Source organism: Streptococcus sp. 20925_1_24 (genome assembly GCF_041432335.1).
Classification (GTDB): domain Bacteria; phylum Bacillota; class Bacilli; order Lactobacillales; family Streptococcaceae; genus Streptococcus; species Streptococcus mitis_BM.
In genome coordinates this window covers 76051-86161 of record NZ_JAPVZM010000009.1, presented here as the reverse complement: position 1 = coordinate 86161, position 10111 = coordinate 76051, and the positions used below count along the sequence as shown (strand labels likewise).

Annotated in this window: 12 protein-coding genes; 2 read left to right on the top strand and 10 right to left on the bottom strand. The window is 40.5% G+C overall.

Features of this window, described 5'->3' with window-relative positions; genetic code table 11:
* Positions 1-420, top strand: a 420-nt coding sequence (locus O3650_RS06095) for a transposase (protein WP_371491807.1), incomplete at its 5' end; no start/stop codon positions are given.
* 177 nt (positions 421-597) lie between these two features.
* On the opposite strand, the gene O3650_RS06090 is transcribed toward O3650_RS06095, so the two are convergent.
* From O3650_RS06090 to O3650_RS06045, 10 genes are all read right to left on the bottom strand, one after another.
* Positions 598-1989 carry an APC family permease gene (locus O3650_RS06090; RefSeq protein ID WP_203176541.1) on the bottom strand — a complete coding sequence of 464 codons (1392 nt, stop codon included), beginning with the start codon at positions 1987-1989 and terminating at the stop codon, positions 598-600.
* Positions 1990-2204: 215 nt separating this feature from the next.
* Positions 2205-3179 carry a DUF1002 domain-containing protein gene (locus O3650_RS06085; protein WP_004254354.1) on the bottom strand — a complete coding sequence of 325 codons (975 nt, stop codon included), beginning with the start codon at positions 3177-3179 and terminating at the stop codon, positions 2205-2207.
* 73 nt (positions 3180-3252) lie between these two features.
* Positions 3253-3867 (bottom strand): cell wall hydrolase Pmp23, encoded by a 615-nt coding sequence (gene pmp23 / locus O3650_RS06080; RefSeq protein WP_371491806.1) that lies wholly within the window; start codon positions 3865-3867, stop codon positions 3253-3255.
* Positions 3867-4841, bottom strand: coding sequence for a nucleoid-associated protein (locus tag O3650_RS06075; RefSeq protein ID WP_371491805.1), 975 nt, complete (start codon positions 4839-4841; stop codon positions 3867-3869). The genes pmp23 and O3650_RS06075 overlap by 1 nt, the downstream gene beginning before the upstream one ends.
* A 7-nt stretch (positions 4842-4848) precedes the next feature.
* Entirely contained in the window at positions 4849-6105 is a 1257-nt protein-coding gene (glyA, locus tag O3650_RS06070; protein WP_371491804.1) for a serine hydroxymethyltransferase, read from the bottom strand.
* 61 nt (positions 6106-6166) lie between these two features.
* Positions 6167-6598 carry a GNAT family N-acetyltransferase gene (locus O3650_RS06065; RefSeq protein ID WP_153219495.1) on the bottom strand — a complete coding sequence of 144 codons (432 nt, stop codon included), beginning with the start codon at positions 6596-6598 and terminating at the stop codon, positions 6167-6169.
* 1 nt (position 6599) lies between these two features.
* Complete coding sequence (locus O3650_RS06060) at positions 6600-7202, bottom strand: L-threonylcarbamoyladenylate synthase (RefSeq protein ID WP_371491803.1); 603 nt, start codon at positions 7200-7202, stop codon at positions 6600-6602.
* The gene (prmC, locus tag O3650_RS06055) at positions 7186-8022 is read right to left on the bottom strand and encodes a peptide chain release factor N(5)-glutamine methyltransferase (RefSeq protein WP_203176538.1); all 837 of its coding nucleotides are present in this window, start codon (positions 8020-8022) and stop codon (positions 7186-7188) included. The genes O3650_RS06060 and prmC overlap by 17 nt, the downstream gene beginning before the upstream one ends.
* Positions 8023-8025: 3 nt before the next feature.
* Positions 8026-9105 carry a peptide chain release factor 1 gene (prfA, locus tag O3650_RS06050; protein WP_173218343.1) on the bottom strand — a complete coding sequence of 360 codons (1080 nt, stop codon included), beginning with the start codon at positions 9103-9105 and terminating at the stop codon, positions 8026-8028.
* Positions 9102-9692 (bottom strand): thymidine kinase, encoded by a 591-nt coding sequence (locus O3650_RS06045; protein WP_000068143.1) that lies wholly within the window; start codon positions 9690-9692, stop codon positions 9102-9104. The genes prfA and O3650_RS06045 overlap by 4 nt, the downstream gene beginning before the upstream one ends.
* Positions 9693-9815: 123 nt before the next feature.
* Here O3650_RS06045 and O3650_RS06040 point away from each other — a divergent pair, with 123 nt between their 5' ends.
* Complete coding sequence (locus tag O3650_RS06040; protein ID WP_001117401.1) at positions 9816-9998, top strand: 4-oxalocrotonate tautomerase; 183 nt, start codon at positions 9816-9818, stop codon at positions 9996-9998.
* Positions 9999-10111 lie beyond the last annotated feature (113 nt).

Below are 10111 nucleotides of genomic sequence, written 5' to 3'. Positions count from 1 at the left end.
AGTGATAAACGATTTTATCGCCCTACTTTTCGTATGCACTTAACGAATAAAGAGATTCTAGACAAGATTTTGAGCTGTTCAGAAGAGTTGAAACACCACTACAATCTCTATCAACTCTTGCTTTTTCACTTTCAGAACAAGGAACCTGACAAATTCTTCGGACTTATTGAGGACAATCTAAAGCAGGTTCATCCTCTTTTTCAGACTGTCTTTAAAACCTTTCTAAAGGAAAAAGAGAAAATCGTCAACGCCCTTCAACTCCCCTATTCTAACGCCAAACTGGAAGCGACCAATAATCTCGTTAAACTTATCAAACGAAATGCCTTTGGATTTCGGAACTTTGAAAACTTCAAAAAACGAATTTTTATCGCTCTCAATATCAAAAAAGAAAGGACAAATTTCGTCCTTTCTAGATCTTAGCTTTTCTTCAACCCACTACAGTTGACAAAGAGCCTGAAAAATCAAAGAGCAAATTAGGAAGCTAGCCGCAGGCTGCTCAAAGCACTGCTTTGAGGTTGTAGATGAAACTGACGAAGTCAGTAACCATACATACGGCAAGGCGAAGCTGACGTGGTTTGAAGAGATTTTCGAAGAGTATTATTCTTCTATGGTAGAATGCTTATAACCATAAGTAAAGTAAATAAGACTTCCTATCAACAAAGCAACTAGGAAAGCAACCCAGGTTTCCACATTATACTGCAACATGAAGGACAAACAAATGATGATTGATAAAATTGGTAATAAGGGTACCAATGGTGTTTTAAATTCTCCAGCTTTGGGCATCCCCTTTTCTCTCCGTAAGCGAATCAAGCCGTAAGCAAGCATAATCAAGTAGGCCAAGGTACAAATGTTTAAGAAGGCTGCAATACTAGCTAATGGAAATATTCCTGCTGCTACTGCTGAAGCTAGACCTGTCAAGATAGTAGCATTCTTTGGTACCTTGCTAGTCTTCGTTAGTTCTTTAAAGGCGACAGGCATCAATCCGTCACGCGCTAAACTGTAAATCATACGCGATAGGGCATAAGTCATTGAGATACAAACCGTAATCAAGGTCAAGATAGCCACCAATGACACATAGTTGGCTGCCCAACTAATCCCAACACTACGAAGGGCAAAGGCAACGGCATCGTCGACATTTAGATGACTATAGTGAACCACACCAGTCAAGACGAGCGTCACCAAGGCATAGAGAATAGTTACGATAGAAAGCGATAAGACAATCCCTCTAGGAATATTTTTTTGAGGAGTCTTGACCTCATCTACGGCCATAGAGATGGATTCAAATCCCAAAAAACCGAAGAACATCAAGGACGCACCAGCCATAATACCAGTACTAGCACCATAGATTTGTCCAAAACCATAAGGAGCAAAATTGCTCCAATTATCAAGCTTAATATTCCAAATTCCTACTAAAACAAAGAGAGCTAAAGCGGAAAATTTCAAAATAACTAGAATAGAATTAAAACGTAATGCTGCTTTAGCATTTAGTAAAACAAGCGAAGTCACCAAGACCAAGACAAGAATAGGCAATAAATCAACAAATGTTCCTGCTTGAGGATTAAAGGTACCATTTAAAGCCTGAGGAAGGGCTATCCCATATTGAGAAAGCAAGCCTTTAAAATAAGCTGCCCAACCCGAAGCCACACCAGATATGGCTGTCATGAACTCCATCATGGTTAGCCAACCAGCCAACCAGGCTGGGAATTCTCCTAAAATAGCATAGAGATAACTGTAGGCACCACCTGTAGCAGGTACTCGTGAAGCAAATTCTGCAAAAAAGAGGGCTGATAATCCTACACACAAGGCAGAAATGACGATTGAAATCACTAGGGCTGGACCAGCAAGCGTTGCAGCTGCAGTACCTGTGATTGTAAAGACACCTGTCCCTACCATGGCTCCAATACCCAGCAAAATCAAATCCCATAACTTCAAATGCCTATGCATCTCCGTTTTATCTAAACTAACATTTTTCGTTCTAAATATATTCATCTTTGACTCCAAAATAAAATGATGATTCTATTTTACCATAAATATAGTAGATTTGTGAATATTTATAAAACATTTTTCTGAAAAAATCTGACTACCTTTTTGTAATAGCTTATACTCAATGAAAATCAAAGAGCAAACTAGGAAACTAGCCACAGGCTGTACTTGAGTACGGCAAGGCGACGTTGACGTGGTTTGAATTTGATTTTCGAAGAGTATTAAGAACCAAAACTCTTGAAGAAGTTGACAATGGCTTGCCAGAGGGAGCTTAAGAAGTTACCACCGTCCTCTAGCGCCTTATCCGCATCAAAGTTAAGGTTAATATTTTTAAAGCTATCGCCAGCTTGTGATACAATGCTTTGTTTAAGATCATTCAAGGTTTTAGTAAAGTCTGCATTGCTGAGGATATCACTTTTTGAGAGATTTAAAGCAAAATTGATGATGATATTGATTTGGTTTCCTGTTATAACCTGATCAAGTTTGTAATTTTTTAAGGTATCTTCAACAATTTTACGGACATCTTCCTCTGTCAGATTTCCCTTACTTTCTTTAGCTTTGGCGAGTCCTGACTTGATATCGGCTAGGGCAACATTTAATTTATTAGCATCATAGCCAGTTTTGTCCTTGTTTTCAGCATTGATATCTGACAAAGCCTTCAACTCTTCTTGAGCCAAATCTTTGTTGGCTTGTGGTACCTTGGCTCCATTAGCCTCTAGCGAATAGTAAATCCCTGCTAAAGCACTCTCACCTGTAACTGGAATTGGTGCTGCTACAGTGATTTTAGCATGCTCCACACCCAGCGTTACTGCTGCATTTCGGTACATGTCCTGAGTTACCTTAGTGATGTTTTCTGGTGTTTCAATCTTGACCTCAAGTGGCGACTTGTCACCTAGTTTTTGAATCTTGGCTGATGAATACAACTGTAAACTAGAGTCATTGGCCACATTCATGATTTTAGAATAGACATCAGGTGTCATGGTCTTGAGTTCTTTGGTATCTGTTGAGGCATTGTAGCCCAGTTTTTTAAGGGTTTGATTTTTTTGGTCTTCAGATAGGGATGAACCTAGGACATATTCAGGTTGAACATAGGTTTCATCGATGACTTTTTGAACATCTGTTGCTGCATGGACGCTATTCATAGCTGTTACTGCCCACAAGACCGCAGCACTAGTCAGAAAGAGTTTCTTTCTCATAGGGAATTTCCTCCTTTACCTTTCTAGAGTAATATATCTATCTTAAAGAAAACTTATAACAAAAACACCTGGGCTAGCCAGATGTCGAAAAGAGAGTGAAAGTTTTGATGATGTAAAGGTTGAGTTGAACCTGTCTAGAATAATAATAGTTTCCTCCATTTACATAGAGTTCGGCTCCATGAAAAATGGAAATAGGGTGAATATAACTATAAGTCTTTCCAGTGGTGTTACCAAGCAAGGGAGCAACAGTCTCACGAGAGTACTGTTTGGCCAGAACCAAGGTATTTTCCTTGCCATTTTGGGCGATAAAATCGATATAGGCAGGTCCAAAATTATAGGCTTGAACAGCTGTCCAGACATCAACACCCTTCTTCTGGGCCAGATAAAGATTTTCTGTCAGAGTTTGAACACCTTGCCGAATGCTAGAAGCATTATCATTGATGGTGTTGGTAGAGCCACTAGCAGACTCACTAGACTGCATAACATCGCCTTCTTTTCCTTTGGTTTCGGTATAAATCATAGCGAGCACAAGCTCTTCGTTTGCTGGGGTGTCTTTTTCACTCAAGATTTCTCGCACCATGGGCTGGTAGGTCATGACTTGCTTGACATCTTGGTGAACACAGTAAGTTTTATAGCCAGCAAAAAGGAAGACTGCTAGTACAAGCACTCTTCGAATTCGTTTAAACATTATTTACTTTGGATATCCTCGATATTTTTGATTAAGATAGAGTAGGTTCCATTATCATTTTGGATAAACTCAACAGACTCGGCGTCTTGATAGACATTATTGGGAACGATGAGCTCAATTCCATTTGACAAGGAGAGTTTTTGGTTTTCAAATTTCTTTAATTGGCGACTGGCATCAATTTCATCAAATTGAACAGGTTCTGGGACAGCTTCTTTAACTTGGTCAATAAAGCTCAAACGAGCCGTCAGATTGTTGTCAAAAAGATCATTAGCCAATTTTTCTGGTGACAATTCATTGCTTTCTTCCAGATTATTGAAAATCGCTGATTTTACCTTAGATTGAAATTGAAAATCATCTGTGTTAAAAGTTTCAGCAATTCTCTGAGCCGTTTTTTCCAGTTCCTTGATAGATTTCTTTGGTGAAATCTTAGGAGCGACAGCAAGAAGATTTTCTGAAAAATAGTTCAAGAAAGCCCCATTGTACTTGATACGTTTTTCAATCAGATGGTACTTGTGGCTCTGAAGATTAACCACTAAGGCCTCATCAGCACCCGTTCCAAATCCAGGCAGGTTATTCTGAGTCAGCTTGATTGGATTATCAACTTCTCCACCGAGGTGGGTCAAGGTCTCTCGCAGGGCAATTCGTAAGAAAGCAAAATGTTCTACACCTTCTTTAGAAAATTGCACAAAAATCAAGTCATTGGTCTTAAGATTTTCTGAAATGCTGAACTCCTCTTTCCAGAGATTAGCCAGTGTTACTGATGTCTCCAACAAATCGTCTGTGATATGATTGAAGAAGGGATTTTCTTCCTCGAAAATCCCAGTCTTGGCTTCATCTGAATACACACGTTCAATTTTTTTACGCAAGTATTCTTCGATTTTTGGAGTAATATTGAGAAACTTATCTACTAGGAACAGCTCGGTATCATCTGGACTGAACTGATGGATAATAGCTTTCTTAATATAAATGTCCATAAAAGTTTTAGTCCTCGTATAATGGGAAGGCATCTGTCAATTCTTTGACTGCACTTCTCACTTCTTCTAAGACAGCTTCATTTTCTGCATTTTTAAGGGTTTTAATGATCAATTCAGCCACTTTGCGACTTTCTTCTTCACCAAATCCACGTGCAGTAATGGCTGCTGCTCCGATACGAATTCCACTAGTCTTGAATGGTGACAAGCCTTCGTAAGGGATTGAGTTTTTATTTAGGGTAATATTGACTTTATCTAGCAAGTTTTGAGCAACTTTTCCGTTTTCTACAACCTTAGTCACATCCACTAGGAAGAGGTGGTTTTCAGTTCCGCCAGAAATGATACGAAAATCAGGGTCTTGCAAGAAGACGTCTGCCATAGCCTTGCTATTCTTGATAACATTAGCAGCATATTCCTTGAAGGCTGGATCCAAAACTTCTTTGAAGGAAACAGCCTTAGCCGCCACAACGTGCTCCAAAGGACCACCCTGAATACCAGGGAAAATAGCTGAATTGATTTTCTTAGCTAAGTCCTCATCGTTGGTCAAAATCAAACCACCACGAGGTCCACGAAGGGTTTTGTGGGTCGTTGTTGTAGTGATATGAGCGTATGGCACTGGGCTTGGGTGAAGACCAGCTGCCACCAAACCAGCAATATGGGCCATATCTACCATAAGTTTAGCCCCAACAGAATCTGCGATTTCACGGAATTTTGAAAAATCGATAATTTGAGAATAGGCTGAAGCACCTGCTACAATCAGTTTTGGTCTGACTTCTTTAGCTTGTTTCAAGATAGCATCAAAATCTAGGAATTCCGTTTCAGGATCCACACTATAAGAAACAAAGTTGTAGGTTTGACCAGAGAAGCTAACAGGAGCCCCATGAGTCAAGTGACCACCTGCTGCCAAATCCATTCCCATAACCGTATCACCTGGTTCAATTAAGGCCATGTAAGCTGCACAGTTAGCTTGGCTTCCTGAGTGTGGTTGGACATTGGCAAATTTTGCACCGAAAATTTCTTTTGCGCGTTCAATGGCTAGAGATTCTACCACGTCTACTACATCTGTTCCACCATAATAACGGCGTCCTGGGTAGCCTTCGGCGTATTTATTCGTCAAGATAGACCCTTGAGCTGCCATAACAGCCTTGGAAACTACGTTTTCCGAAGCAATCAACTCAATGTTGTTTTGTTGGCGTTCTTCTTCTTTGGTAATAGCATTCCATAGATCAGCATCGTATGCTTTAAAATCGTCTTTGTCAAAAATCATAGGTCTTCTCCTTTATTGTGTGACTAGTCCATTAGTTTAATTTTCTAATAAAAAAATTAAACTAAAAGATGCGAATAAACCGTTTCTGCATTTTATCACAAGTATAACCAACTTTTTCATAAAATGCATGAGCACCCAGACGATGATCTGCAGAGTTTAAGCGGATAAACCCATAACCGCGTCTTTTTGCTTCTTGCTCTAACCCTTGCAATAAGCTTTTACCAATACCTTGCCCTTGTGCTTGAGGTGAAACTGCTAATGCTAAAATATTAAATCCTGCTTTGGAATAGAGGGATTCGTAAACTTCAGCGTGGACATATCCAAGTAAGACATGACTAGCTTCATCCTCATAGCCAAGAAGGAAATGATGGGAATCCTGAGATAGTCTAGCTAATTGACTAGCTGTTTCCTCTGGACTAAAAGAATAGCCCAAAGCTTCTTGGTTAATGTCACATATAGCTTTCACATCAGTTTCTCTTAAATTTCTTAGCATCTCATTCCTCCTCAAAAGAAATCTCTGGCAGCTGAGCAAGAATATCTTCTCGCTTAATGGCCCCTTGGCGTAATATTTTCACCTTGTCTCCAGACAAATCCAAAATAGTTGAATCCTGTCCAGTTAGAAAAGCATCGTCTTCTAGCCCCAAAACCTCTTGGTCAAAATCCTCTAGAATTTGATTAAAGGTCACTCCACTTGCCTGACCTGAAATATTGGCAGACGGCCCAATCAAGGGACCTGTCTCTCGAATCAAATCAAGGGTAATGGGATGACTAGGCATCCGAAATCCAACAGTTGCAAGACCAGAATTGACCCAAAAGGGGACTCGGTCATTGGCTTCGAGAATAATGGTCAAGGGACCCGGTAAAAAGGCCTCTACAAGTTTTTGTAGATAAGTTGGCTGATTCTTTGAAAAATGCAAGATATCCTCTAAAGTGGCGATATTGAGATTGAGGGCCTTGTCTCTAGGTCGACGTTTGAGTTGGTAAACATGATCAACTGCTTTTTCGTCTAGAGCTTTGGCAAAGAGACCGTAAACTGTCTCGGTAGGTAAGACAACTGCCCCCCCCTTCTCCAACTCTTGTCTAATCCTGTCCATCATCAACCACAACCATCCTATCTTGACCAAATTGGTCCTTGAGTGTTCTTACACGTTTTTCAGGAAGATGCTTCCTAAAAAGTTCAGGAACACTTTGACCTTGCTTGTATCCAATTTCAAGGTAAATCTTACCACCATATTTGAGATAGTCTTTTACATCTTCCGCAATTCTACGGTAAATAGCTAGGCCATCCTCGTCTGCAAAGAGAGCTAGATGAGGCTCCGAATGCAAAACATTCAAGCCGACCTCTGACTCATCTTCACGAGAGATATAGGGTGGATTGGAAACAATTATATCATATTTTTCAGAAATTTCTGTAAAACAGTCAGATTTTTTTAAAAATATTTGAAGATTTTGATTTTTAGCATTTTCATTAGCTACATCTAAAGCATCTTGGGAAATATCTGCTGCTGTCACTGACCAATCTGGTCTGTTTTTTGCTAAGGCGAGAGCAATAGCTCCACTACCTGTTCCAATATCCAGAACTGAAAGATTCGTCTCAGGATTTTCAGCCAGGATAAGCTCCACCAACTCCTCTGTTTCTGGACGAGGAATCAATACTCGCTCATCAACTGTTAACTGCATACCAAAGAAATCTGCATGACCGATGATGTACTGTGCCGGTTTATGATCTACTAACTGTTGGAAAATTCCTTTTACAAATACTTCTTCCTCTTCCGTCACTTCCTGCTGAAGAGCAAAGACAAAGTCAGTAAAAGAGAGATTTTTCAGGCTACGATAGACAAAAGAGAGGCTTTCAGCTTCCTCTCCTTGTCTTATCAATTCTTCTTCAAAATCTGAAAATAATTGAGCTAATTTCATTATTTATTTGTTTAATTCTTCTAATTTTTGTGTTTGGTCATAAAGCACCAAGGCATCCACAACTTCATCCAATTTACCAGACAAAATGGTATCTAGTTTTTGGAGGGTCAAGCCGATACGGTGGTCCGTGACACGGTTTTGTGGGAAGTTATAAGTACGAATCCGTTCTGAACGGTCACCAGTACCGATTGTTGACTTACGCTCAGCGTCTTGTTCGTCTTGTGCAATCTGAGCAAAGTGGTCAGCAACACGCGCACGGATAATCTTCATAGCCTTCTCGCGGTTCTTCTGCTGGGTACGTTCTTCCTGCATCTCAACCTTGATATTGGTTGGCAAGTGAACGATACGAACGGCAGTCGCAACCTTATTGACGTTCTGTCCACCAGCACCAGAGGCATGATAGATGTCGACACGAAGGTCTTTTGGATCAATGTCGTATTCAACCTCTTCCACTTCTGGCATAATAAGAACTGTCGCTGTCGAAGTATGAACACGGCCTTGGCTTTCTGTCACAGGGACACGTTGCACACGGTGAGCACCTGATTCGTACTTGAGTTTAGAGTATACAGACTGACCAGAAACCATAGCAACCACTTCTTTGAAACCACCGACACCGTTTATAGAGGCTTCCATAACTTCAAAGCGCCAGCCTTGGGCTTCCGCATACTTTTGGTACATGGTTAGCAAATCTCCAGCGAAAAGTGCTGCTTCGTCACCACCAGCCGCGCCACGGATTTCAAGGATGATATTCTTGTCATCGTTTGGATCTTTAGGAAGGAGCAAGATTTTCAGTTTTTCTTCGTATTCTTCTTTTTCAGCCTTGGCATCTTTGAGTTCTTGCTTGGCCATTTCTTCCAAGTCCGCATCGCCACCTGATTCCTTAATCATCTCCTCAGCATCAACGATGTTTTGAAGGACTTGTTTGTACTCACGGTAGGCTGTTACCGTATCACGAGTAGAAGCCTCTTCTTTGGAAAGCTCCATGAAACGCTTGGTGTCTGAGACGACATCTGGGTCACTGAGCAACTCTCCTAATTCTTCATAACGGTCTTCTACAGCTTGTAGTTGATCATAGATGTTCATTTTTCTTCATTCTCCTTATTGATTTCAGGGGCAAAATAATGTTTACGGCAAACCGAGATATAGGTTTCATTACCACCAATCTGGATCTGCTCACCGTCATAAACGGGCAGTCCATCCTGTGTTCGCAAAACCATAGTCGCCTTTTTCTTACAATACTGACAGATGGTCTTGATTTCGTCAATCTTGTCTGCTAAGAGCAAGAGATACTTGGAACCTTCGAACAGTTCATTGCGAAAGTCATTTTTCAAGCCAAAAGCCATGACAGGTATGTCTAACTCATCAACAACACGAGCTAGATCGTAAACATGGTGACGCTTGAGAAACTGGGCTTCATCGACCAACACACAGTAAGGTTTTTCTGGTAAATCTCGGATATAGCCAAAGATATCCGTCGTCTCCTCAATCGCAAGGGCAGGGCGTTTCATACCGATTCGACTCGACACATAGCCAACACCGTCACGCGTATCCAGAGCCGAGGTCATAATCACAACACCTTTTCCTTGCTCCTCATAGTTATAGGCCACCTTGAGAATCTCGATTGTCTTTCCAGAGTTCATGGTCCCATAACGATAATACAACTGTGCCATGTTTCTTGCTTCACGTCCATTTCTAAATTTTTGCTACATTCTAGTATATCATAATTTTCTTAAGCTTTAAACGGCAAAATGTGGTAAAATAGAAGAAATCAAAAACTAGTGGAGGAAGCTATTATGCCATTTGTACGCATCGATTTATTTGAAGGACGCACACTCGAGCAAAAGAAAGCTCTTGCTAAGGAAGTAACGGAAGCTGTTGTCCGTAACACTGGAGCACCTCAATCTGCTGTCCATGTCATCATCAACGACATGCCAGAAGGAACTTACTTCCCTCAAGGTGAAATGCGCACCAAATGATCTAGCTTAAGCAGAATTGCTTAGGCTTTTTCAATCTCCAAGTAGCATCCATTGAAGAAATAGTTCAAATTTGTTACAATTTGAAAAGAGACTTGGAAAAATTTCCAATAAAA